The organism is Microbulbifer sp. ABF4_107 (assembly GCF_056312215.1).
The window spans coordinates 592,116-614,157 of record NZ_CM149983.1 but is presented as its reverse complement, the minus strand read 5'-3'; the positions used below and the strand labels follow the sequence as shown (position 1 = coordinate 614,157).

General features: G+C 58.2%; 22 protein-coding genes, 1 other RNA gene and 1 pseudogene. 9 read left to right on the top strand and 15 right to left on the bottom strand.

Translation table 11 applies throughout. The annotated features are described in order from the left end of the window. Positions 1 to 78: 78 nt before the first annotated feature. From ftsL to mraZ, 3 genes are read right to left on the bottom strand one after another with little or no spacing between them, the layout of a single operon-like run. On the bottom strand, positions 79 to 360 hold the full coding sequence (ftsL, locus tag ACYX4K_RS02470) for a cell division protein FtsL (RefSeq protein ID WP_475093686.1): 282 nt from the start codon (positions 358 to 360) through the stop codon (positions 79 to 81). A gap of 9 nt (positions 361 to 369) precedes the next feature. Next, positions 370 to 1,296 carry a 16S rRNA (cytosine(1402)-N(4))-methyltransferase RsmH gene (gene rsmH / locus ACYX4K_RS02465; protein ID WP_475093687.1) on the bottom strand — a complete coding sequence of 309 codons (927 nt, stop codon included), beginning with the start codon at positions 1,294 to 1,296 and terminating at the stop codon, positions 370 to 372. Between the two features lie 29 nt (positions 1,297 to 1,325). Beyond that, the gene (gene mraZ, locus ACYX4K_RS02460) at positions 1,326 to 1,769 is read right to left on the bottom strand and encodes a division/cell wall cluster transcriptional repressor MraZ (RefSeq protein WP_231759774.1); all 444 of its coding nucleotides are present in this window, start codon (positions 1,767 to 1,769) and stop codon (positions 1,326 to 1,328) included. Positions 1,770 to 2,362: 593 nt separating this feature from the next. Here mraZ and ACYX4K_RS02455 point away from each other — a divergent pair. Further along, positions 2,363 to 3,040, top strand: coding sequence for a phosphoadenosine phosphosulfate reductase domain-containing protein (locus tag ACYX4K_RS02455; RefSeq protein WP_475093688.1), 678 nt, complete (start codon positions 2,363 to 2,365; stop codon positions 3,038 to 3,040). A gap of 224 nt (positions 3,041 to 3,264) precedes the next feature. Here ACYX4K_RS02455 and rnpB read toward each other — a convergent pair. Further along, positions 3,265 to 3,642: RNase P RNA component class A (rnpB, locus tag ACYX4K_RS02450), an RNA gene on the bottom strand. Positions 3,643 to 3,845: 203 nt separating this feature from the next. After that, complete coding sequence (gene rsmI, locus ACYX4K_RS02445; protein ID WP_475093689.1) at positions 3,846 to 4,688, bottom strand: 16S rRNA (cytidine(1402)-2'-O)-methyltransferase; 843 nt, start codon at positions 4,686 to 4,688, stop codon at positions 3,846 to 3,848. A 35-nt stretch (positions 4,689 to 4,723) separates the two neighbouring features. Here rsmI and ACYX4K_RS02440 point away from each other — a divergent pair, with 35 nt between their 5' ends. The 4 genes from ACYX4K_RS02440 to ACYX4K_RS02425 all read left to right on the top strand — a co-directional run bounded on the left by ACYX4K_RS02440 (position 4,724) and on the right by ACYX4K_RS02425 (position 8,326). Further along, positions 4,724 to 6,628 (top strand): penicillin-binding protein activator, encoded by a 1,905-nt coding sequence (locus ACYX4K_RS02440; RefSeq protein WP_475093690.1) that lies wholly within the window; start codon positions 4,724 to 4,726, stop codon positions 6,626 to 6,628. An 83-nt stretch (positions 6,629 to 6,711) separates the two neighbouring features. Beyond that, positions 6,712 to 7,071: a YraN family protein gene (locus ACYX4K_RS02435; protein ID WP_475093691.1), complete on the top strand. Its 360-nt coding sequence runs from the start codon at positions 6,712 to 6,714 to the stop codon at positions 7,069 to 7,071. A gap of 46 nt (positions 7,072 to 7,117) precedes the next feature. Further along, the gene (locus tag ACYX4K_RS02430; RefSeq protein WP_475093692.1) at positions 7,118 to 7,711 is read left to right on the top strand and encodes an SIS domain-containing protein; all 594 of its coding nucleotides are present in this window, start codon (positions 7,118 to 7,120) and stop codon (positions 7,709 to 7,711) included. A gap of 3 nt (positions 7,712 to 7,714) precedes the next feature. Continuing rightward, a complete protein-coding gene (locus ACYX4K_RS02425; protein ID WP_475093693.1) occupies positions 7,715 to 8,326 on the top strand; it encodes a BON domain-containing protein in 612 nt (203 codons plus the stop codon). A gap of 100 nt (positions 8,327 to 8,426) precedes the next feature. Here the strand turns inward: ACYX4K_RS02425 and ACYX4K_RS02420 are convergent, their stop codons facing one another. Further along, complete coding sequence (locus ACYX4K_RS02420; RefSeq protein ID WP_475093694.1) at positions 8,427 to 9,617, bottom strand: acetyl-CoA C-acyltransferase; 1,191 nt, start codon at positions 9,615 to 9,617, stop codon at positions 8,427 to 8,429. Between the two features lie 244 nt (positions 9,618 to 9,861). On the opposite strand from ACYX4K_RS02420, the pseudogene ACYX4K_RS02415 reads away from it, so the two are divergent. Continuing rightward, a pseudogene (locus tag ACYX4K_RS02415) lies at positions 9,862 to 10,457 on the top strand (LemA family protein). A 19-nt stretch (positions 10,458 to 10,476) separates the two neighbouring features. Further along, positions 10,477 to 12,510 (top strand): M48 family metallopeptidase, encoded by a 2,034-nt coding sequence (locus tag ACYX4K_RS02410; protein ID WP_475093696.1) that lies wholly within the window; start codon positions 10,477 to 10,479, stop codon positions 12,508 to 12,510. Between the two features lie 86 nt (positions 12,511 to 12,596). Here ACYX4K_RS02410 and ACYX4K_RS02405 read toward each other — a convergent pair whose 3' ends face one another. The 5 genes from ACYX4K_RS02405 to petA all read right to left on the bottom strand — a co-directional run bounded on the left by ACYX4K_RS02405 (position 12,597) and on the right by petA (position 17,392). Then, positions 12,597 to 13,217 carry a Yip1 family protein gene (locus ACYX4K_RS02405; RefSeq protein ID WP_043317409.1) on the bottom strand — a complete coding sequence of 207 codons (621 nt, stop codon included), beginning with the start codon at positions 13,215 to 13,217 and terminating at the stop codon, positions 12,597 to 12,599. A 207-nt stretch (positions 13,218 to 13,424) separates the two neighbouring features. After that, positions 13,425 to 13,817: a ClpXP protease specificity-enhancing factor gene (locus tag ACYX4K_RS02400; protein WP_475093960.1), complete on the bottom strand. Its 393-nt coding sequence runs from the start codon at positions 13,815 to 13,817 to the stop codon at positions 13,425 to 13,427. A 23-nt stretch (positions 13,818 to 13,840) separates the two neighbouring features. Continuing rightward, positions 13,841 to 14,470 (bottom strand): glutathione S-transferase N-terminal domain-containing protein, encoded by a 630-nt coding sequence (locus ACYX4K_RS02395; protein ID WP_475093697.1) that lies wholly within the window; start codon positions 14,468 to 14,470, stop codon positions 13,841 to 13,843. Between the two features lie 124 nt (positions 14,471 to 14,594). Beyond that, positions 14,595 to 16,796, bottom strand: coding sequence for a ubiquinol-cytochrome c reductase (locus ACYX4K_RS02390; RefSeq protein WP_475093698.1), 2,202 nt, complete (start codon positions 16,794 to 16,796; stop codon positions 14,595 to 14,597). Next, positions 16,793 to 17,392 (bottom strand): ubiquinol-cytochrome c reductase iron-sulfur subunit, encoded by a 600-nt coding sequence (gene petA / locus ACYX4K_RS02385; protein ID WP_475093699.1) that lies wholly within the window; start codon positions 17,390 to 17,392, stop codon positions 16,793 to 16,795. The genes ACYX4K_RS02390 and petA overlap by 4 nt, the downstream gene beginning before the upstream one ends. A 326-nt stretch (positions 17,393 to 17,718) precedes the next feature. Here petA and ACYX4K_RS02380 point away from each other — a divergent pair, with 326 nt between their 5' ends. Further along, positions 17,719 to 17,907, top strand: coding sequence for a hypothetical protein (locus tag ACYX4K_RS02380; protein WP_475093700.1), 189 nt, complete (start codon positions 17,719 to 17,721; stop codon positions 17,905 to 17,907). Here ACYX4K_RS02380 and rpsI read toward each other — a convergent pair. The 3 genes from rpsI to zapE form a co-directional block, all read right to left on the bottom strand. Continuing rightward, the gene (gene rpsI / locus ACYX4K_RS02375; RefSeq protein ID WP_043317418.1) at positions 17,904 to 18,296 is read right to left on the bottom strand and encodes a 30S ribosomal protein S9; all 393 of its coding nucleotides are present in this window, start codon (positions 18,294 to 18,296) and stop codon (positions 17,904 to 17,906) included. The genes ACYX4K_RS02380 and rpsI overlap by 4 nt on opposite strands. 14 nt (positions 18,297 to 18,310) lie before the next feature. After that, positions 18,311 to 18,739 carry a 50S ribosomal protein L13 gene (gene rplM / locus ACYX4K_RS02370; protein ID WP_475093701.1) on the bottom strand — a complete coding sequence of 143 codons (429 nt, stop codon included), beginning with the start codon at positions 18,737 to 18,739 and terminating at the stop codon, positions 18,311 to 18,313. 136 nt (positions 18,740 to 18,875) lie between these two features. Further along, positions 18,876 to 19,982 carry a cell division protein ZapE gene (gene zapE / locus ACYX4K_RS02365; protein WP_476178757.1) on the bottom strand — a complete coding sequence of 369 codons (1,107 nt, stop codon included), beginning with the start codon at positions 19,980 to 19,982 and terminating at the stop codon, positions 18,876 to 18,878. A 264-nt stretch (positions 19,983 to 20,246) separates the two neighbouring features. Here zapE and ACYX4K_RS02360 point away from each other — a divergent pair, with 264 nt between their 5' ends. Beyond that, positions 20,247 to 20,717 carry a Z-ring associated ZapG family protein gene (locus tag ACYX4K_RS02360; protein ID WP_475093702.1) on the top strand — a complete coding sequence of 157 codons (471 nt, stop codon included), beginning with the start codon at positions 20,247 to 20,249 and terminating at the stop codon, positions 20,715 to 20,717. Positions 20,718 to 20,832: 115 nt separating this feature from the next. Here ACYX4K_RS02360 and sat read toward each other — a convergent pair whose 3' ends face one another. Continuing rightward, the gene (gene sat / locus ACYX4K_RS02355) at positions 20,833 to 22,023 is read right to left on the bottom strand and encodes a sulfate adenylyltransferase (RefSeq protein ID WP_475093703.1); all 1,191 of its coding nucleotides are present in this window, start codon (positions 22,021 to 22,023) and stop codon (positions 20,833 to 20,835) included. Between the last annotated feature and the right edge of the window lie 19 nt (positions 22,024 to 22,042).

Here is a 22,042-nt window from a genome sequence, read left to right as displayed (position 1 = left end):
TATCCCGAAATCCCTGTTGTTATCGCAATCTTCTTTGCGGCGCTGCTTCGCCGTCTGTTTACCTGTCTATTCGGCCATCTAATCTGTCGTTACCAGCACCCGCTCCGATGGCCCGGGCGCATGCATATCCAGCTTCTCTTTTGCCACCTGCTCGATCCGGCTATAGGCCGACCAGGCTCCGCGCTCCAATAGCAGTCGCTCCTGCTCGTAACGCAGCTCATCCCGGTAGCGCTGAGCCTGCTCCAGCTGCGCCGTGAGTACCCGGCTCTGATGCGTGGTGTGCACCACCCCCAGGGCGGACACCATCACCAGCCCCCAGAGCCCCGCCAGCCACCACTTATTTGTCGCCGTCGCCGCCATAACCTGCGATCAGCCCAGACGCTCAGCAACACGCATTACGGCACTGCGCGAACGGACGTTTTCGCCCACTTCCTGCGCCTCGGCTTTTACGGCCTTGCCAATCGAGCGCAGGGTTTTGTTGATCTGGCTGTCCATCACCGGCAGCCCGCGGGGCAACTGCGGCCCCTTTTCCTGCTCGCGGATAAACCGCTTCACAATCCGGTCTTCCAGCGAGTGGAAGCTGATAATTACCAACCGCCCGCCCGGCTTGAGGAGCGCCAGCGACTTGTCCAGCGCCTGGAACAGGTCGTCCAGCTCGCCATTGATATGGATCCGGATCGCCTGAAACACCCGCGTGGACGGGTGCTTGCCTTTTTCCCAGGCCGGATTGGCGGCCTTGACCACTTCCGCCAGGTCCAGCGTCCGCTCAAACGGCTTTTCGACACGACGACGCGCGATGGCCCCGGCCATACGGCGTGCAAAACGCTCCTCACCGTACTCTTTGAAGACCCGCGCCATTTCGGCCTCGGACTCGGTATTCACCCACTCCGCCGCACTCATGCCGCGACTGGTATCCATGCGCATATCCAGCGGACCGTCCTGCATAAAGCTGAATCCGCGCTCCGCCTGATCCAACTGCGGTGAGGAGACACCCAGATCCAGCAGGATTCCGGTTACCCGGCCCGCGTGACCGGCGACGGCCTGATCCATATCCGCAAAAGAGCCGTGCCAGATATCAAAGCGCGGCTCGCCGGCGAAGCGTTCATGGGCAAATTCGATGGCCTGCGGGTCTTTATCCACCGCCACCAGACGGCCCGCGTCACTCAGCTGCTCAAGTACCAGCGCACTGTGGCCACCGCGACCAAAGGTGCCATCGACATACAAGCCGTCCGGATCCACCACCAGGGCGTCCACAGCCTCGCGCAACAACACACTGCGATGCAGATCCTGGGACACCCCACTCTCCTGCGATTAGTTGAATTCGTTTACAGGGAGAGAGAGGCCATTTCTTCCGGCATCTCTCCATCCCCCTCACTGTCGTCGAGCCAGTCCATCCAGCGGTCCTCGCTCCACAACTCCAGTTTTTTCCCTTGCCCCACCAGCATCAGCTTTTTCTCAAGCCCCGCGTACTCGCGCAAGGTGGGCGGGATCAGCACGCGGCCGTTGCCGTCCACCTGCAGCTCGCAGGCATAACCGATCAACAACCGCTGGGCGCGACGCGCCACTTTATTGAAACTGGACAGCGCCTCGATCTTTGGAAGAATTTCGCGCCACTGTGCATCAGGATAGACGAGCAGGCAGCGCTCTTCCGTATGCGCTGTCACAACCAGGCGACCACCGCAATCTTCCAGCAGCGAGTCTCTCACTCGCGCCGGAATCGCCAGACGCCCCTTGGCGTCCATATTGATTGCGTGACTGCCCAGATACATGGATCAGCAATTGCCTGGTTATTAATCAAATTTCATCCGCAGAGCGATGACACTTCCTGCCACCCGGCGACACGGTGTTGCGTGAATTACCACTCACCACCACATTCGTCCCACTTTGCCCCACAAATTTCCACTTTTCTCCACCTACGACACTATAAATCTGGGCGCAACAAAGTCAAGGAAATAGCGGGGAGAAAAGGGGAAAAGGCCTAGTAATTTCGCGGCCTGCAGGCGAAGTGTTTACATTTCAAACAGAGGTGGGGTTGCGCAAAACTGCAGCAGAGCAAGCACTTACTCTGCCAACTTAACAAGTCACTTTAACTTCACGCGAAAGCCCCATGAGCAGACTGAAAAAGCACAAAAGTAAGCAGGCACTTACGAGAACTGACCAGCCACAACTCACCCGGAGGGAAATTTGCGCCAATACGGACTTTCGCGCCACGCCCTACAATTCATGCAAAGGGGAAGGCTTGGGGCGTCGAGTCTGCGGGGATAGAACGGAGAGGCATATAAAAATCAGCTTTTATTATTTTTAATGGACATCGACACGCTGTAGCTTTGCCCTATTCAAAATTCAGCAGGAATTTATCGACATGGGCCTATCCGCCGGACTGAGCAAACAGAGCGTTCCCACTCGCACCTTCCACCACGGTGCCGACCTGGATGCGCTCAACCAGCGTTTCAAAGGCAGCAAACCCAGTGAAATCATGGCCTACACCATCGCGGAAGCCGAAAACCCCGTGGTCTTCACCAATTTCCGCCCCCTGGCCGTCGCCTTTTTGCACCTGGTCACCCGCGCCAAGCCGGACATCCCGGTAATCTGGGTAGACCATGGCTACAACACGCCGGAGACTTACCGCCATATCGAGAAGGTCATCAAGCTGCTAGACCTGAACCTGTACACTTACTCGCCGAAAATGTCCGCGGCCCACTACAACGCGGTGTACGGTGGCATTCCGCCCCTGGACACTCCGGAGCACGACTTTTTCTCGCGCACGGTGAAGCTGGAACCCTTCAACCGCGCCATGCAGGAGCTGAAGCCGGACGTCTGGCTAAACGGTATCCGCCACGACCAGAACGCGCACCGCAAGGGGCTGGATGTCTTCACCAAGGGCAACCACGGCACCATCCGCGTAGCGCCGATGTTCCACCTCAAGGAAATTGATGTGGAAGAGTATGTTTACGAGAACGATCTGCCGGATAACGATGTGTACTTTGACCCGACGAAGGGCGAGGAACACCGTGAGTGTGGGTTGCTGCTGCAGAAGTAGCCCCAAATAGTCGACGCGAAGGGGCTGATATCGGGTACGGCCTTGCGAGACCTTCTGCGACAGGGATGTCGCGGAAGAGCCCCCAGGGATGGGTTGAGGGGGGGCGCCTAGCTCGTGTCTCGCAAGGCCATACCCGGTAGCAGCACCGCCACCGGACCCTTCAAGCACCAACACCGCCACCCGATTGAACCAGCAGCACAAACGCGCCACTGCTACGTAAGAATAAGTCGAGTCAGCCGATAAGCCGGGTTCTGTCGCGGACAATCATTCATCTGGGATGCCTGTCACCAGACACCTCAAGCGACCTACCCGCCCCCAGTGCGGGTCACACCTTTTAGCTTTCGCTATAGGGGGCCTATTTGGTCTTGCTCCGAACGGGGTTTACCGTGCCACGAACTGTTGCCAGTCGCGCGGTGCGCTCTTACCGCACCCTTTCACCCTTACCTGTGCTTCCAAGGAAGCCATCGGCGGTCTACTCTCTGCTGCACTTTCCGTAGGCTCGCGCCCCCCAGGCGTTACCTGGCGTCCCACCCTATGGAGCCCGGACTTTCCTCCATCTTACCGCCCGAAAGCAGTAAAACAGCGATTGTCTGGCTGACTCGGGCGCGAAGGTTAATGAGCACTGACCCCGGATGCAAGCCAAATCCTCTCAGTACCTATTTAAAGTTCCCTGGCGGTGGCGCTACCGGGTATAGCTTTGTGAGACACGCCGTGAACCCTTCCCTGGGGGCTCTTCCGCGACATCCTTGTCGCAGAAGGTCTCACAAAGCTATACCCGGCATCGTCACCTGCTCATCTGACACTGTTACTTCTGCGACAACGACCAGTTATACAGCACCTTTTTGTTCACCCCGGTGATCTCCGCCGCCACGGCTGCTGCCCGCTTGGGCGGCAACTCCGCCAGCAGCAGCTTCATTACTCGCTCGGACTCACTATCCAATTCCGAGACCTTCGCCTCCTCTGCACCGCGCACCAGCAGCACTATCTCACCGCGCTGCTGATTGCTATCCGCCCTCACCCACTCCACCAGTTCAGCGAGCGGCAACAACTGAATCGTCTCGAATGCCTTGGTCAGCTCCCGTGCAATCACCGCTTCGCGCTGCCCGCCGAAGCTCCCAGCCATCGCCTCCAGCGTCTCCAGCACCCGGTGTGGGGCTTCGTAGAACACCATGGTGCGAGTTTCGCCTGACAGTGCAGAAAGCACCTTTTCCCGGGCCAGGGACTTGGCCGGCAGGAAACCCTCGAAGGTAAAGCGGTCACTGGGCAACCCCGCCGCGGACAGGGCGGCGACGAAGGCGCAAGGGCCGGGAATGGGTACCACCGGGAAGCCCTGCTCGCGGGCCTCGCGCACCAGGCGATAGCCCGGGTCGGAGATCAACGGGGTGCCGGCGTCGGATATCAGCGCTACGGTCTGCCCCTGGGCGAGTCGCTCGAGGATCTTTCCGGTACGGACGTCGTCCGAGTAGTCATGGTAGGCAACCAGCGGCGTATCGATGGAAAAGTGGGAAAAAAGTCTCTGACTGTGACGGGTGTCTTCCGCCGCCACGAGATCCGCGGATTGTAGAACTTCAACGGCTCGCGGTACCATATCCGCCAAATTGCCAATGGGCGTCGCGACGATATAAAGCACCGCTGTATCAAGCCCCATAGTTCACTCCAGAATAAGTTTTGTGGGAGAAGAATATGTCCGCCCTTTCCCGGCGCATTCCCTTCATTTTAAATAGCCTGGCCGCAGGCACCCTGGCGCTGGCGCTGGCCGGCTGCCAGACCCCGAGCACCCAGCCTGGCGCGCAGATCCCTGCCACCCCGGGGGACGGGGTCACTGCCAACCGCCAGAGCGCCATGCGCCTGATGAGCGAGGCGCGCCAATTGCCGTCACCGCAAAAGGACCAGGCGCAATTGCAGGCGGCCGCCATTCTATACGGATTGGGCGATAACGCGACGGTCAGACAGGCTGCGAGCAGTATCGACCCGGAGCAGCTGACCGATTCCGAGTACGCGCAATACGCGCAGGTCTACGGCAGCGCCCTGGCTGCCGACGACGAGTTTTTCACCGCGCTCGATCTGGTCAGCGCACCGCGCCTGGAGCAGTCCTGGTTCCAGATTCCGGCAACCACCGCCCTGCCCCTGCGCAATCTGCGCGCAGATCTGTGGAGCCTGATGGGGGATATCGACAGCGGAATCAAGGAACGCCAGCGGATTGCGGGCCTGCCACTGGATGAACAGTCGGCCTACACCAACAACGACGGCCTTTGGCAACTGTTGACGCAGCTCCCCTCCAAAGAGCTGCGCCTGCGTGCTGAAGAGAGCCTGTCACCAGAAATGCGCGCCTGGTATCAGCTGGCGCTTTTGGGGCGCGATACCCAGGCAGATATCAGCACCCAGCTGACCGCGCTCAGCCGCTGGCGCCAGCAGTGGCCGGCACACACGGCGGTACAGCACCCACCCCAGGCGCTGCAGCTGCTGGAGCAACTGGCATCCCAGCCGGCACAGAATGTCGCCCTGCTGCTGCCGCTTTCCGGCCCTCTGGGCTCCGCGGGGCACGCCATTCGCGACGGCTTTATGGCGGCCTACTACAGCGCGCTGGATGCCGGGGCACCCACCCCGCAGGTACAGGTGTACGACACCGGCACCCAGCAGCCGTTTGAAGAAATTTACCAGACCGCCATCAACAACGGCGCCCAGGCAATTGTGGGCCCGCTGGACAAAAGCAAGGTGGCCAACCTGCTGGCGACCGAGAAACTCCCGGTTCCCACGCTGGCCCTCAACTACGGCGACGAAGGCCGCCTGACCGACGATCTGGTGCAGTTTGGCCTCGCCATTGAAGACGAAGCCCGCCAGGTGGCGCAGCAGGCGTACCGCCAGGGCCACCGTCAGGCGATGATCCTGGCACCGGAATCCGGCTGGGGCCAGCGCGGCCTGCAGGCATTTACCGAGGAGTGGAACCGCCTCGGCGGAAGTGTCAGCGTCAGCCGCAATTACAAGGACAACAGCAACTTCTCACAACTGGTGAGCGACGCACTGCTGATCCCGGAGAGCAAAGAGCGCGAGCGCGCACTGCGCAGCAAACTGGCGGCCCCGCTCAAGTTCACCCCGCGCCGTCGCGGCGATGTAGACATGCTGTTTGTGCTGGCACAGCCGCAGCAAGCGCGCCAGATCAAACCCATGCTGTCGTTCTTCTACGCGGGCGAACTGCCGGTGTACTCCACCTCGCAGATTTTTGCCGGCAATGTGGACCGCCAGCGCGACCGGGATATCAACGGTGTGCGCTTTACCGCCCTGCCGTGGCTGTTTGAAGACGACAACCAGACCAAACAGAATATTGTGAAGCAGGCAGCTCCAGCGCCGGCCTTTGCGCGGCTCTATGCGCTGGGTGCCGATGCGTTCCGCCTCTACCCGCGCTTGCCGATTCTGCGCCAGTTCCCGGAGCAACAGGTTTACGGGCTCACCGGGGCATTGAGCCTGACCTCTGACGGCCGCATCGTGCGCGAGCAGATCTGGGCGAAAATCGACAAGGGAGCACCGGTGCCCATCACCACCGCCGAAGCACCGCCTGCAATTTCCGACAGCAGCGCGCACAACGATTGATCGAAAATCGTAACGCGCTCGTCAACCGAGCGCGTCTTTTTGGTTAGCGCTTTCCTCGGACCCGGAAAGCATGGAAAAAGTGTATGGATACCACCAGTATTGGCAGCCAGATGGAAGCGGAGGCCGAGCGGCATTTGATTGCGGCCGGACTGCGTATTGTGGAACGGAATTTTAGCGGCCGCTTTGGCGAGATCGACCTGATCGCCCGCGACAGAAACACGCTGGTGTTTGTGGAAGTGCGCTACCGCCGCAACCGCCTGTTTGGCGGTGCCGGAATGTCCGTTGACCAGCGCAAGCAGCGGAAACTGTTGCTCACCGCCAACGGTTACCTGCAGATGCGCGGACTGGACTGCCCCTGTCGCTTTGATGTCATCACCATCGAGCAGGGACAGCGCGGCGAACCATTGAATTTAGATTGGATACAAAACGCCTTCGGGCAATAGTTCACCCCTTTACGGCTACGTTCACCCATAGGAAAACACAGAGTACATGGAACAGAGAGTGGTAACGCTGTTTCACCACAGCATTGAAGCAACCATGAATGCGGGTGAACTTTTGGCACCTTACATTGCCGAAGCCAGCGAAATGATCGTGCACACCCTGCTGGCGGAAAACAAACTCCTGATCTGTGGCAATGGATTGAGTGGCGCGCTGGCACAAAGTTTTTCAGCACAGTTGATGGGCGGTTTCGAGCGCGAACGCCCGGGGCTACCGGCCATTGCATTGAACGGCGATGCGGTAACCACCGGTACTGTCGCGCGCAATCACGGCCGTGCCGAGTCTTACGCGCGGCAAATTCGCGCCCTGGGGCAACCCGGTGATCTGCTGGTCATCATCAGCACCGATGGACAGGATTCGAACCTGGTCCAGGCCATTCGCGCCGCCCACGATCGCGATATGGGCGTGCTTGCCCTGACCGGCGGCGAAGGTGATGGCGACTGTACTGCCCTGCTCGACGTGCACGACATAGAACTGCGTGTTCCCTCTCCGGTAGCACCGGAAGTGCACCAGGTACATTTACTGATACTGTTCTGCCTGTGCGACCTGATCGACAGTAGCCTGTTTGGCGGATTCGAGGAGTAATCCATGCAACCGAGCACCCATAAAAATCTTTCTAGAAAACGTTCCACCTCGCTGAAGCTGGCCCTCGCCGGCGGCCTGCTGGCCCTTGTGAGTGGCTGCGCCACTGTGCTGGACGCCACCCACGACGGTCCTATTCAGCCCGATCCGGGCGAGCGCAGCTTCGGCACCTATATTGATGACCAGCAGCTGGAAACCATCACCCGGGTAAATCTGCGCAAGGCGCACCCGGAGTTAAAAGAATCCAATATCGACGTCACCAGTTTTAATGGTGTAGTGCTGTTGACAGGTCAGGTATCCAGTAACGACTTGCGCGACCTCGCTGGGCGAACCGCGCAACAGGTACACTCGGTGCGCCAGGTGTACAACGAGATTCAGGTGCGCGGCACAACCTCCGTACTGGCTCGCACCAGCGATACCTGGCTGACCACCAAGGTTAAAAGTGTCCTGCTTACCGATAAAGAAATCGACAGCGGGCGCATCAAGGTGGTTACGGAAAACGGTGTTGTCTATCTGATGGGCCTGCTAACCCGACAGGAAGCCGAGAACGCAGCGGAGAAAACCCGTACCGTCGGTGGCGTACAGAAAGTGGTGAAAGCGGTGGAATATATCGACTGACTTTCCCAAGCAGAGAAAAGCCCGAAGCAGAGAAAAGAAAGTACCGAAAACAAAAAACGGAGGCATTGCCTCCGTTTTTTGTTTCTAACAAGCGAACCCGTTACGGGCGCTCGATCGCTATCGCCGTTGCTTCACCACCACCGATACACAGGCTCGCCACTCCCTTCTTCAGGTCGCGATTCTCCAGTGCCGCCAGCAGGGTAACAATTACCCGCGCACCACTGGCGCCGAGCGGATGCCCCAGCGCGCAGGCGCCACCGTTCACATTGACCTTGTCGCGAGACAGGTCCAGTTCTTTCATCGCAGCCATGGTGACCACGGCAAACGCTTCGTTAATCTCATAAAGGTCCACATCTGCCGCACTCCAGCCAGTTTTATCCAGCAGATTTGCCATAGCCGAGACCGGTGCAGTAGTGAACCATTCTGGCGCGTGAGCAAACTGGCTCTGGCCACGCAGTATTGCCAGCACTTTTACTCCACGGGCTTTCGCCTCGCTCTCGCGCATCAACACCAGAGCTGCAGCACCGTCAGAAATGGAGCTGGCGTTGGCCGCGGTGACAGTACCATCTTTGCGGAAGGCCGCACGCAGCTGGGGGATCTTGTCCGGGCGCGCATTGCCCGGGCCTTCATCCACGGAGACCTCGTGATCACCTTTGCGGGTGCTCACGGTGACCGGAGAAATTTCGCGCCGAAAGGCGCCTGACTCAATCGCAGCATTGGCACGTGCCAGTGACTCGATAGCAAAGGCATCCTGCTCTTCCCGGGAGAAGCTGTACTTGTCCGCGGTGCACTCGGCGAAGTTACCCATCAACTGGCCGTCATAGGCATTTTCCAGACCATCGGTAAACATATGGTCCAGCACCTCACCGTGCCCGAGACGCATACCGCCACGGGCTTTCGGCAACAGGTAGGGCGCATTACTCATGCTCTCCATACCACCAGCCACAACCACTTTGGCATCGCCGGAAAGCAGCGCATCGCGGGCCATCATTACGGTTTTCATCCCCGAGCCACAGACCTTATTGACTGTGGTGGTCGGGGTACCCTCCGGAATACCCGCCCCCAAAGACGCCTGGCGAGCAGGCGCCTGCCCCAGGCCCGCGGGCAATACACATCCCATCAACACTTCGTCCACATCCGCTGCATCCACGCCGGCATCAGCGAGGGCACCACGAATCGCCACCGCGCCAAGCTCCGGCGCGCTGAGGCCGGACAAAGCCCCCTGCATTGCCCCCATTGGCGTACGGGAAATACCTACGATGACCACAGGGTCTTTTGTTTGCTCGCTCATGCTATTTTCACTCCATATTTTACGGAAACCGCCGCAAATGGCTGACCAGTATTGCGCCAAGTCCTGATTTGGTGGCGAATTATAACCCAGACACCCGATGAGATGACCATCCACCTTTCGTTGTATTGCTCATGGTAGTATCAGGCGCAATGGTGGAATAAACCGATACAGATCAATCGCACTGGCGGATCCGTCAATCGTGGTCCCCACCGGTCTCCTCACAACAATCTGGACCCTGGACTCTATGGAAATATCGACCATTGTCTGGCTGGTGATCATCGCCGCCCTGGTGTTTTACGTTATCGGCATCTACAACAAACTGGTTTCACTGAAACACCGCTACGAGAATGCTTTCGCTCAGATCGAAGTCCAGCTAAAACGCCGCTACGACCTGATTCCAAACCTTGTGGAATCCGCCCGGGGATACCTGAAGCACGAACGCGAGACCCTTGAAGCCGTCATTTCTGCACGCAACTCCGCCGTCGCGGGGCTGAAGGCAGCCGCCAATAACCCCGGCAGTGCGTCTGCTATGGCGGATCTGGGCAGTGCAGAGGGCCTGCTGAGCAACGCCCTTGGCCGGCTCAACGTCGTCATGGAAGCCTACCCGGACCTCAAAGCCAACCAGACGATTCAGCAGGTGATGGAAGAGCTCACCAGCACGGAAAATAAAGTCTCCTTTGCCCGCCAGGCGTTCAACGACGGCGTCACTACATACAACGTCTTCCGCCAGAGCTTCCCCCGGTATTCTTCGCGGGCTTTTTTGGTCACCGCGAGAACGGCAAGCTGCTGGAGTTTGCGGATTCCGAAGCTTTCCAGGCTGCGCCCCGGGTAGAGTTCTAGTCAGAGGCGCGCACCACCAATGAATTTTTTCGAGTATCAGGATCGCGCCCGACGCAACAGCGCACTGCTGATCGCCCTGTTTGTGGCAGCCGTGTTCGGGCTGGTTGCGATTACCACACTGTTTGTAGCGTTTATCACCAGCTACTCCGACCTGAGTACCGCCGGTACAGGGTTCTCGCTGACATCAATGCTCGGCAGGCTGGGCTGGGACACCATTGCCGGCATCGCCATCACCATCGTCGCGATTATCGGCCTCGCGAGCCTGTTCCGGCTGCGGCAACTGGCCGATGGTGGGCGCGCGGTCGCCGAATCCCTTGGCGGGCGCAAGATCAATACTTCACCGCACAACCTTGCGGAGCAGCGCGCACTCAACGTGGTGGAGGAGATGGCGCTGGCGTCCGGTACGCCGGTGCCCGACGTGTATATCCTGGAAGACGAAGCGATCAACGCCTTCGCCGCAGGATATGCGCCCGGCGATGCAGTGATAGGACTGACGCGCGGCTGCATCGAACAGCTGAGCCGCGACGAACTTCAGGGCGTGGTAGCCCATGAATTCAGCCATATATTCAACGGGGATATGCGCCTCAATATTCGCATCATCGGATTGCTATATGGCATCCTGATTATCGGCCTGCTGGGCAGCTGGTTAGTACGCGGCAGCTACTGGGGAGGCAGCGGACGCAGCCGCGGACGCGCGGTTTTCTTCGGTATTGGCGCGGGACTCGCAGCCATCGGCTACATCGGAACGTTTTTTGGCAATCTGATCAAATCGGCAGTGAGTCGCCAGCGGGAATTCCTGGCTGATGCATCAGCAGTACAATTTACCCGCAGTCATCAGGGTATTACCGACGCGCTGAAGAAAATCGCCGGGCACGACAGCGGCTCCCGACTACAGGCTGCAAATGCCAGCGAGTTCAGTCATATGTATTTTGCCAGTGGCCTGAAGAGTAGCTTTCTCGGCCTTTTCGCCACCCACCCGCCACTGCACGCTCGGATTCAACGCCTGGACCCTCTGTGGCCAGGCCAAGGCAACAGTCTCGTCGAAGGCAGCGAAATACGTTCAGGGGCCGCGACGGATACAGGATCAGCGCCGGTTTCGCATATGCACCCTGGAACCGGCACGGGCAATGCCGCGGGCACAGCATACAAAACGCGCCTGGACCAGGTGGTCGAGGTCGTCGACAACAATATCGCCACCCCTTCTTACCAGCAGCACGCTCTTGCCAGGTCATTGCTGGCGAACATTCCTCCACCGCTAAAGGCCGCGGCGCACGACCCATTTTCAGCGCGAGCGCTGGTGTATGGACTGCTGATGGCAGATACCGAGCGCGCCGATAAACAGGCGCACCGCGCAGCCCAGATCGCAATGCTTGAAAAAATTGCCCACCCGGCAGTGCTGCGAGAGTTTCAACGACTCGCCCCGGTGCTGAGCGAGACGCCAGTCACCTATCGCCTGCCGCTCATTGACCTGTGTATTCCTGCACTCAAAGCGCTGGCACCGCAACAATTCCAGGTGTTCAAGCGCAACGTCATCAAGCTGCTGCGCGCCGACGGCAAGATAGAGATCCGGGAGTGGGCCCTGTACCGGGTGTTGATGCACGGCCTCGAACCCAATCCTGACCAGCACCGCAAGCAGGGCGCCAGCACAGGCAAAGCAACGGCGGTCAGTGATGCGCAGCAATTTCTACTAGCCACAATGGCCCATGCGGACTGCGAGGACTACCTTACCGCGAAACGGGCCTTTGAGGCCGGCACCCGCATTCTCAGCCTGAAGGCCGCACCGCTTCCCGCACGCACGGATATCACCCTGCAACGACTGGATAAGGCCATTGCCATTGCGCGTGATACCAGGCCCCTGCAGAAGCCTCTGGTGCTCAAGGCCCTGGCGACAACACTGGCCCACGACGGTGTCATCGGCGGCGGTGAAGTTGAGCTGCTGCGGGCCATTGCAGACTGCCTGGATTGCCCAATGCCGCCGATCCCCGAAAGCCACCGTGCACTCTCACCGGAAACGGATACAGGCACATCCAGGGCAACAAGCACAGCCATCTGACCCGCAAACGCGGCCGCAATGTTCGTAAAACTAAAAAAGCCGGCACAACTGCCGGCTTTTTCGCAACACACTCTGAAATTCTGTCACTAATAGTGATGCTGATAGACCGGTCCGACCCCCATGGTCCAGATGATCACAGAGCAGATCATGATTGTGACCATCCCCACCAGCCCGATGGTCAGAACCGCACTCGCATACAGAAACGCACGCTCCTTACTCATATTCATCAGGATGGGGATACCCTCATAGAGCAGGTAAACAGAATAAATAGCCGCCAGCCCCATCACGGTCACCACCAGCCAAAGGTGGGGGTAAATCATTACAATGCCCGACAAAAGCACCGGTGTTGTGACGAATACAGCAAGCGCCGTGCCTTCGTAGTGACGGGTAGGCTCATCGCCCTCAACGCCGTAGGCCTTCGCCATCCAGTTTATAAACTCCCCGACCAGATAAATCCCGATCAGTAACGCCAGGTAGGTCACTATCGCCAAACTACCGGCACTCGCTGGCGTCAACTTCGACACGTGCCCGCCGAGTTCAAAGCCCACCTGAGTCACACCGATATAGCCGGCAATACAAGGGATCAGCGCCAGGATAGGCACATGGCTCAGAAAAACCTGCAGAAACGAGTGCTTGTCCGCGCGAATGGACTGCCACTCTTTGTCCGGATTGGTAAATATGCCAATGGTATGGCTGAGTAATTTCACTTGGGGTCCTCCTGTACACCGCTTGTTTGCAGTATCGGAAGGGCCGGGTCAATTCACCAATGAATAACAGGATTCTGGCGTCAATTTTTACGCCAGCAAATCAAACGCGCCAAAAAGGTAATGAAAAGAGCAACAACAGCGGGGGAGAAGAGCGAAGCGCCGGCCGCCAGCTCGTCACAGAGCTTTTGGCCAGCGTCGACGTTTGCACTATTTGACGACGCGCAAGGCCGGCTTCTTAGAGGGCTTTTTGAGGGTGGTTGGCGGTGTGGGCTCTGGCGGCTCCGGCGTCTCTTCCGGCTCAAACACCATGCCCTGGCCATTCTCCCGGGCATAAATCCCCACCACCGCGCCCACCGGCACCTGAATATCGGTAGGCACACCGCCAAAACGCGCATTGAAGCGGATTGCATAGTTGTCCATGGTGAGGCCCATCACCGCGGATTCCGACACATTCAGCACAATCTGACCATCTTCATTGACGTGCTGCTGCGGTACCAGCACGCCATTTAAGTGGGTATCCACCAGAAGATAGGGAGTGCACTTGTTATCAGTGATCCACTCGTAAAACGCCCGCAACAGATACGGGCGGTTGGACGTCATCGACGGCTTATTCAATCAGCACCTCAGGCGCGCATTTCGCGTTCGTACTCGGTCAGGCTCTGCTGGAAGGCTTCGCGCTCAAACAGGCGATCCATATAGTCCAGCAGTGGCTTGGCCTGCTTGGTTTTCGGCAGGGCAATTTCCAGCTGGTCCAGACGCCACAGCAGTGGAGCCATGCAGCAATCTACCAGAGAGAACTCCTCGTTAAAGAAGTACGGCAGGTCGGTGAACATGGGGGCGATACCCACAAAGCTATCGCGCAGGTCTTTGCGCGCTGCAGCGACGTCTTTGCCACCAGCCAGAATCTTGTCTACCAGCGGACACCAGTCGCGCTCGATGCGGTGCATGATCTGGCGGCTCTGGGCGCGCGCAACCGGATACACAGGCAGCAGCGGCGGGTGCGGGAAGCGCTCGTCCAGATACTCCATCATGACCTTGGTTTCGAACAGCACCAGATCGCGGTCTACCAGGGTAGGCAGGGAGTTGTACGGGTTGAGGTCGGCGAGTTCCGCCGGCTTGTCATCGGGATCGACATCGATGATCTCTACGGAAACGCCTTTTTCCGCCAGTACGATACGTACACGGTGGCTGAAGTGACAACGACCGTCGGAAAAGAAGGTCATGGAGGAGCGCTTGTTGGTCGGCACACCCATTATGGAACTACCTCAATCTACTGGCCGGAACGATTCCGGACCAACTATTCAAAACAGAAAACGGGCGGCGGGCTGATACCGGAATACCGGCGGCCCACCACCCGGAAATATGACTGGCTCGCGCTTAGTGGTGCACGTCTTTCCAATATTCGCGGTTTAGCAACCAGGCGAAGATAAAGAACACCAGGATAAACGCCAGTACGTAGAAGCCAATACGCTTGCGTGTTTCCGCCATGGGCTCAGCTACGTACTCCATGAAATTGACCAGGTCATAGACTGCCTGATCATACTCCACATCAGTCATTGAGCCTTTCACTTTACCCACCGCCAGGCTGCCGCAATTGGCATCCATGATCGGATTGCCCATTTCATCGCGCACCACTTTACCGTGATCGCGCTTGGGGCCCGGGGCACATTCCGGCAGACCTTGCAGCTCCATCAGCACATGAGGCATACCCACGTTCGGGAACACCTTGTTGTTTACACCCAGTGGACGGCTGTCATCTTTGTAGAAGCTACGCAGGTAAGTGTACAGCCATTCTGGAGAGCGAGCCCGGGCTACCAGGGTCAGATCCGGCGGAGTGGCGCCAAACCACGCTTTGGAATCTTCCGGTTTCATGGAGATCTGCATCAGATCGCCAATTTTGTCGTCACCGAGTACCAGGTTCTGCACCATCAGCTCATTGGGAATGTCCAGATCCGTGGCCACGCGCTCCCAGCGGGAGAAGTTCGCACTGTGACAACCCATGCAGTAGTTCACGAAGTACTTGGCTCCGCGCTGCAGCGAGGGCTTGTCGGTCAGATCGGTCTTGATGTAATCCAGCTCGACTGAACTCGCTGCACCTACCGCCTTGATCGGAATAAAGGTCAGTAACAGCACCGAGATAATACCGGTCATCAACAGGATGAAGGACTTGCTACCCGACTGGGTGGTTACACGCTCTGGCTCAGGATGCACCTCGTCGCGATCGGTCAGCCACGGCAGTGCTGCGAAGAACACCGCAAATACCATGGTCATCACGAACACAAACAGGCTCGCTTTAAAGTTCACCACTGCCATCCACAGAAACATGAAGGCAAAAGCTCCACTCACAATCCAGGACGCCAGGCCCTTGCGGGTAGTCGGATTGGTCCAGATCGGCATGGTCACAAAGAACGCGAAGTAAAACAGGGTCGCTACCTGCGCCAGGAAGTTACGCCCCGGAGTCGGAGACTTCACACCCAGGTAGCCGAGGATGATGAAGATCGCCGCAAACACCATCAGCAGCACTTTCGGCAGCCAGCCCTTGTAGCGGATAGAGCGCACCGGGCTCTTATCCAGCCAGGGCAGCACGAAGAGAACCGCAATCGCCGCACCCATGGCCACCAGACCGAGGAACTTCGCCGTCAGCGGGCCGATATCAATGGTCACCGCACGCAGCACCGCATAGAACGGAGTGAAGTACCATACCGGCGCGATGTGCTCCGGAGTCTTCAGCGGGTTCGCTTCTTCAAAGTTGGCGTACTCAAGGAAGAAACCACCCATTTCAGGGAAGAAGAACACCACCACGCAGAAGGCGAACAGGAATACAGCGATACCGACCAGGTCGTGCACGGTGTAGTACGGGTGGAAGGCCACGCCGTCCAGGGGCTTACCGTTTTCGTCCTTGTGCTTTTTGATGTCGATGCCGTCGGGGTTATTGGAACCCACTTCGTGCAGCGCCAGGATGTGCAGTACAACCAGCAGCACCAGCACCAGCGGCAGCGCGATCACGTGCAGGGAGAAGAAACGCGTGAGGGTAATACCGGAAATCAGGTAGTCACCGCGAATCCACTGCACCAGATCTTCGCCCACCACGGGGATAGCTCCGAACAGGGATACGATTACCTGTGCACCCCAGTAGGACATCTGGCCCCAGGGCAGTACGTAACCCATAAAGGCTTCTGCCATCAGCACCAGGTAGATACACATGCCGAAGATCCACACCAGCTCGCGCGGTGGCTTATAGGAGCCGTACATGAGTCCGCGGAACATATGCAGGTAGACCACCACGAAGAAGGCAGAGGCACCGGTGGAGTGCAGGTAGCGGATAATCCACCCCATATCCACGTCGCGCATGATGTATTCCACAGAGGCGAAAGCGCCGTCTGCAGTAGGTGAGTAGCTCATGACCAGCCAGATACCGGTCAGCAGCTGGTTCACCAGAACCAGCATGGAGAGCACACCAAAGAAGTACCACAAATTGAAATTCTTGGGCGCGTAGTATTTACCCATATGGGTATCCCACGCGCGATAGATCGGCAGTCGCTGGTCGACCCAATCCCCCAGTGCGGTTAGCCAGTTCATGCGCTGCCCTCCTGATCCACGCCGATTACGATTACGTCATCCCCTTCGTAGGAATAGGGAGGTACTTCCAGGTTGTACGGCGCGGGTACACCGGTATAAACGCGGCCGGCCAGATCGTATTTGGAACCGTGACAGGCACAGAAGAAGCCGCCCTGCCACTGATCACCGCCGAGGTCGGCGGTGCCCACTTCCGGGCGATACATGGGCGCGCAGCCGAGGTGGGTACACAGACCGACAAGCACCAGAACCTGCGGCTTGATCGCACGGTTTTCCGGGTTCACGTAGGAGGGCTGAGTAGATTCTTCAGAATTGGGATCACGCAGATACGGATCCACCTTGGCGAGGTTGTCCAGCACTTCCTGGGTGCGGCGAACCACATATACCGGCTTGCCACGCCACTCGACGGTGACCATCTGGCCCGGCTCCAGCTTGCCAATGTTGTATTTTACTGGCGCACCCGCGGCTTTCGCTTTGGCACTCGGATTCCAGGAGGCGACAAAAGGTACAGCGACTCCCACTGCCCCGGCACCACCTACAACGGAGGTAGCGGCGGTCAGGAATCGACGACGCCCCACATTTACACCGTCATCACTCATGACGTAGATCTCCCATCACAGCGCCCCGTAACTTACCTGATCGTAAGCCCGAGACTGACTGGCCCAAACCCAAAATTCCGGAAAACCTCTGTCAAGAATCCAAGAGCCACCCAATGCGGTAAATCAGGGTTACCCGCAATCCGGTAGCAACGGTGCAACCTCAGTGGCCAAAAACCAGAGAGAACAGAGCACCCGCGCAACAACAGAAGAACCCTATTGCCGCGAAATCAGAGACTTAAACAGAAACTCCCCTACAACTGGCCCGCCCGCCTAGCCATAGAACAAAATGGCCAAACCCCATATGCAAGCGGATAGAAATTCGCGCAATGTTAAAGAAAATGCCAAATCTATACAAGGCGAATGCCGGCGCGAACGTCGGCAATCTCGCCGCGAACTGGCGGGATTTTAAACAGGTCACAAAACGCGCACCTGTGAGCAAGCTCGATACAATCAAAGCCACAGGCAAAAAAAAGCCCGGCATTTGCCGGGCCATAAAAAAGAGAATTCTCGCTTAACGCTTGGAGAATTGCGGCTTCTTACGCGCTTTGCGCAGACCGACTTTCTTACGCTCAACTGCACGAGCGTCGCGAGTTACGTAACCAGCTGCACGCAGCGGCTGACGCAGAGACTCGTCGTACTGCATCAGAGCGCGGGTCAGGCCGTGACGGATAGCACCCGCCTGACCGAAGGAACCGCCGCCCTTCACAGTTACGTTGATATCGAATTTTTCGACCATGTCGACCATTTCCAGCGGCTGACGCACGATCATGCGCGCCACTTCGCGGCCGAAGTATTCGTCCAGGGAACGACCGTTTACGCTGATTTTACCTTCACCCTGCGCGATGAAAACGCGAGCGGTAGAGGTCTTGCGGCGGCCAGTACCGTAGTATTGAGTTGTTGCCATGAGAATGATTCCGTTTAGATCGACAGTTCAATCGGCTGCTGGGCCGCATGAGGATGTTCGCTACCCTTGTACACCTTCAATTTCTTGAACATGGCGCGACCCAGAGGGCCTTTCGGGAGCATGCCTTTCACAGCACTTTGGATAGTGCGCTCAGGCGCCTTGTCGATCAGCTTCTCAAAGCTGATGGATTTAAGACCACCAGGGTAGCCGGAGTGGCTGTGGTAGATCTTCGCTTTGGCCTTATTGCCGGTCACGCGGACCTTTTCGGCGTTGATTACTACAATGTAATCACCGGTGTCCACGTGGGGCGTATATTCAGGCTTGTGCTTGCCGCGCAGGCGGTGAGCGATCTCGGCGGAAATACGGCCGAGAGTCTTGTCCGCAGCGTCAACAATGAACCAGTCGCGAGTAACCGCTTCCGGCTTGGCACTGTAAGTCTTCATGTTATAAAACACCTGTATATGGCTCCCGAAATGGGGGCCGTCCCACGAAAAGAGCGCGAATACTACATAAGCGCCAAGGGCTTTTCAAGCACAAAATTGAGCAACTTGTGAACAGCCCGTTCCGGCCGTTCAGGCCTCAATCCACCCGGTGCTGCCGCGCCAGATACTCCCGGGACTGCATCTCCTGCAGGCGGCTGACGGTGCGCTCAAACTCGAAGCGCAGGTGACGACCACCGTACAGGGACTCCACCGGTTCCTCCGCAGAGATCACCAGATTGACGCAGCGGTCATAGAACTCGTCAATCAGATTGATAAAGCGGCGGGCCTGGCTCTCGGTGCGCTCGTCAAAACGCGGCACATTGGCCAGCAGTACCGTGTGGAATTCCCGCGCCAGCTCGATGTAATCGTTCTGGGACCGGGGGCCGTCGCAGAGCTCGGAAAATTCAAACCAGGCCACGTCGTCCGCCACTCTGGTAGCAACGATCGGCCGCCCCTCGATATCCAGGGCAATCTTCTCACGCACCTCTGCCCCCTCCACCATCAGGCTATTAAAGGAACGCTCAAGACTGGCATCGGCCTCCGCATCGAGAGGGTGGTGGTAAAGCTCGGCCATTTCCAGGGCGCGCAGGCGGTAGTCGACCCCATTATCCACATTGACCACCTTGGTATGGGCCAGCAGGAGATCGATGGCCGGCAGGAAGCGGGCGCGCTGCAGCCCATCCTTATATAGGCCCTCGGGAATAATGTTGGATGTGGCCACCAGGGTGACACCCCGCGCGAACAGCGACTCCAGCAGATTGGCGAGGATCATCGCGTCGGTGATATCGGAGACGAAGAACTCGTCAAAGCAGAGAACCCGGGCGCGCTCGGCGATGCGATCGGCCACCTTCTCCAGGGGATTCTTCTCCCCCGCCAGACTTTTCAGCTGGCGGTGCACTTCGCGCATAAAGCGGTGAAAGTGGGTGCGCTGCTTGCGCTCGAACGGCAGCGCCTCATAAAAGGCATCCATCAGGTAGGTCTTGCCGCGCCCGACCCCGCCCCAGAAATACAATCCTTTCTCCGGGGTATCCTCTTTTTTCCACAGGCGCCGCAAGCCGCCGAACAAACCGCCGCGCCCCTGAGCGGCAATCAGTCGCCCATATAGATCCTGCAACTCTTCCACCGCTGCACGCTGCGCCGGATCTTCCACAAAATCCGGGCGCTGCAGATCCCGCTCGTAGCGCTGCATGGGTGACATAGGCATCGATGCCGAAATTGAGCCAGTCTGGTTCTGATCCGTGACCATCTAATAGGAACCGTTCATTAAATTCATGGCGACACTGCCGGGCAGGCGTTGAGGGATTGGCCATCGGCCGAATGGCGCGCACTTTACCAAATCCGAAACGGGTTGGCACAAAACCAGTGAACCATGCGGCAAGCCGGGCACAGCGTTTACAGAGGAATTGCGTATAATAGGGTCACCACCACGGATGGGCTGGTGCCACTTTTACTTTGAGGAGAATGTATCGTGCACTCAACTTCGGTTTTGATTCTGGTAGGCATTGTTGGCCTGGCCATCGGCGCCCTGCTCGCCTTTCTCGCCACCCGCAGCCGCCAAGGCGTTGACCGCACCCAGGAGCTGGAACTGCGCCTGAAAGAAGCCAACAGTAAACTTGAAGACTTCCAACAAGAGGTCAACGAACATTTCGACCAGACATCGCAACTGGTGAACAACCTCACCCAGAGCTATCGGGAAGTACACGAATACCTGGCCAACAGCGCCATGCGCCTGTCCAGCCAGGATATCGGCCGCCAGATGCTGGAAGCCGGAAGCGGTCAGCTGAGCGACAACGATGAAAACCTGAGCGTACTGCCTCCCCGCGACTGGGCACCCAAGGAGCCCGGTGCCAAAGGCACTCTGTCCGAAGAATTTGGACTGGAAAAAGAAGCGCAAGCCCCTGCCCCCGCACCAACGTCGGAAACCGCGGTTAACCGCTGACTCCCTCTGCCAAGGGCAGGCACAAAAAAGGCGGGGCTATCACCCCGCCTTTTTTGTGGCAAATGCCTTACGGTGGCAAGCCGGAGATGTAACCCGGCCCGCCCTTATCCCCTGATCACAGACTCTGGTAGTAGTCCATCAGGATCTGGGCCACTTCCGGACGGGAAAATTCCGGAGGCGGTGCAATACCGTTACCCAGCATCTCGCGCACCTTGGTACCAGACAGCAGGATGAAATCATCCTTGGTGTGATCCGGCACATCACGCATCATCACTACGCGGTTCAGTTTCTTGGAGTAGGCGGTGTGATCCGCGCGGAAAATCTGAATCTCCAGCGCACCTTCCGGAACCTTCTCGTCGAAAATAGTCTGTGCATCGAAAGCACCGTAGTAGTCGCCCACACCGGCGTGGTCGCGACCAACGATCAGGTGGCTACAGCCACAATTCTGACGGAATACCGCGTGCAGCACCGCTTCGCGCGGGCCGGCGTACAGCATGTCGAATCCGTAACCGGTCACCATCACGGTGTTCTTGGGGAAATACTCCTCCACCATTTTGCGGATGGATGCATCACGCACGTGGGCGGGAATATCACCGGGCTTCAGCTTGCCCAGCAGCATGTGGATAAGTACACCGTCGGCATCCACCGCTTCCAGGGCCATTTTGCACAGCTCTTCGTGGGCGCGGTGCATGGGGTTGCGGGTCTGGAAGGCCACAACCTTGCTCCAGCCATGCTCCACAAACTCGTTGCGGATCTCGACCGCGGTGCGGAAAGTATCCGGGAAGTCCGCCTGAAAATAGCTGAAGTTCAGTACTTCGATAGAGCCGGAGATCAACTGGCGGCCAGCCGCCTTGAAAGTGGCCACACCCGGGTGGGCATCGTCCAGTGTGCCAAATACGTGTTCAGCAATAGTGTTGACCTGCTCGTCGGAAACGGTCTCGATGGCATCGACGTCCATCACTGCCAGTACCGGATTACCTTCGACATTGGGGTCGCGCAGGGCAATACGCTTGGCACCGGCGATCGCGGAAGTGTCTTCCACCATATTCACAACCGGGACCGGCCAGAACAGACCGTCTACGGTGCGCAGGGTTTCCGCAACACTCAGGGTATCCGCCAGGTTCATGTAGCCGTGCAGCGGGTTGAAATAACCGGCACCCAGCATTACAGCGTTGGCCGCAGCAGCAGAGCTCACCACGATGGACGGCAGGGATTCCGCTTCGTGGGCCAGCTGATGGTGGCGCTCACTGTCGTAAACAAAGCGGGGTTGCAGCTCGACACTGCCGTGTGGACGAACCAGGGACATAGACACTCCTGCGGTAGTT

Coding starts and splice junctions, on each gene's coding strand:
- ftsL (WP_475093686.1), bottom strand. CDS start 360: ATGGCGGCGACGGCGACAAATAAGTGGTGGCTGGCGGGGCTCTGGGGG.
- mraZ (WP_231759774.1), bottom strand. CDS start 1,769: ATGTATCTGGGCAGTCACGCAATCAATATGGACGCCAAGGGGCGTCTG.
- ACYX4K_RS02455 (WP_475093688.1), top strand. CDS start 2,363: ATGGGCCTATCCGCCGGACTGAGCAAACAGAGCGTTCCCACTCGCACC.
- rsmI (WP_475093689.1), bottom strand. CDS start 4,688: ATGGGGCTTGATACAGCGGTGCTTTATATCGTCGCGACGCCCATTGGC.
- ACYX4K_RS02440 (WP_475093690.1), top strand. CDS start 4,724: ATGTCCGCCCTTTCCCGGCGCATTCCCTTCATTTTAAATAGCCTGGCC.
- ACYX4K_RS02435 (WP_475093691.1), top strand. CDS start 6,712: ATGGATACCACCAGTATTGGCAGCCAGATGGAAGCGGAGGCCGAGCGG.
- ACYX4K_RS02430 (WP_475093692.1), top strand. CDS start 7,118: ATGGAACAGAGAGTGGTAACGCTGTTTCACCACAGCATTGAAGCAACC.
- ACYX4K_RS02425 (WP_475093693.1), top strand. CDS start 7,715: ATGCAACCGAGCACCCATAAAAATCTTTCTAGAAAACGTTCCACCTCG.
- ACYX4K_RS02420 (WP_475093694.1), bottom strand. CDS start 9,617: ATGAGCGAGCAAACAAAAGACCCTGTGGTCATCGTAGGTATTTCCCGT.
- ACYX4K_RS02410 (WP_475093696.1), top strand. CDS start 10,477: ATGAATTTTTTCGAGTATCAGGATCGCGCCCGACGCAACAGCGCACTG.
- ACYX4K_RS02400 (WP_475093960.1), bottom strand. CDS start 13,817: ATGACGTCCAACCGCCCGTATCTGTTGCGGGCGTTTTACGAGTGGATC.
- ACYX4K_RS02395 (WP_475093697.1), bottom strand. CDS start 14,470: ATGGGTGTGCCGACCAACAAGCGCTCCTCCATGACCTTCTTTTCCGAC.
- ACYX4K_RS02390 (WP_475093698.1), bottom strand. CDS start 16,796: ATGAACTGGCTAACCGCACTGGGGGATTGGGTCGACCAGCGACTGCCG.
- petA (WP_475093699.1), bottom strand. CDS start 17,392: ATGAGTGATGACGGTGTAAATGTGGGGCGTCGTCGATTCCTGACCGCC.
- ACYX4K_RS02380 (WP_475093700.1), top strand. CDS start 17,719: ATGTTAAAGAAAATGCCAAATCTATACAAGGCGAATGCCGGCGCGAAC.
- rpsI (WP_043317418.1), bottom strand. CDS start 18,296: ATGGCAACAACTCAATACTACGGTACTGGCCGCCGCAAGACCTCTACC.
- rplM (WP_475093701.1), bottom strand. CDS start 18,739: ATGAAGACTTACAGTGCCAAGCCGGAAGCGGTTACTCGCGACTGGTTC.
- zapE (WP_476178757.1), bottom strand. CDS start 19,982: ATGCCTATGTCACCCATGCAGCGCTACGAGCGGGATCTGCAGCGCCCG.
- sat (WP_475093703.1), bottom strand. CDS start 22,023: ATGTCCCTGGTTCGTCCACACGGCAGTGTCGAGCTGCAACCCCGCTTT.